Source organism: Pseudomonas peli, assembly GCF_050563605.1.
In the GTDB taxonomy this organism is placed as follows: Bacteria; Pseudomonadota; Gammaproteobacteria; order Pseudomonadales; family Pseudomonadaceae; genus Aquipseudomonas; species Aquipseudomonas peli_A.
Map to the genome: position 1 here is coordinate 1 of NZ_JBNXUH010000258.1, position 273 is coordinate 273.

Genomic DNA, 273 nt, shown 5'->3' on the forward strand with positions numbered 1-273 from the left:
TCAGTTCGTCTCGTGGGCTCGGAGATGTGTTAAGAGACAGGTTGCTGGCTGGCCTGAAGCATCTCAATCGACTGGAGCAGGTGCTGGCGCGCAGCGAATGGCAGGGCGCCGAGCATGCCGAGGGTCTGATGCTGGACACCAGTAGCAGGGTGATCGAGGGCGTTTACAGCAACCTGTTGCTGGTCAGAGCTGGGGTACTGGGGACCCTGACTCTTATACACAGCTGACGCTGAAGACGACGCGCCACGAGTGGAAAAATATGAAATGGGGGAG

1 pseudogene is annotated in these 273 nt (G+C 58.2%); it reads left to right on the forward strand.

Annotated features, from left to right (window positions below):
* A pseudogene (locus tag ACQ4LH_RS21655) lies at window positions 1–200 on the forward strand (aminotransferase class IV); the annotation flags it as partial.
* Between the last annotated feature and the right edge of the window lie 73 nt (window positions 201–273).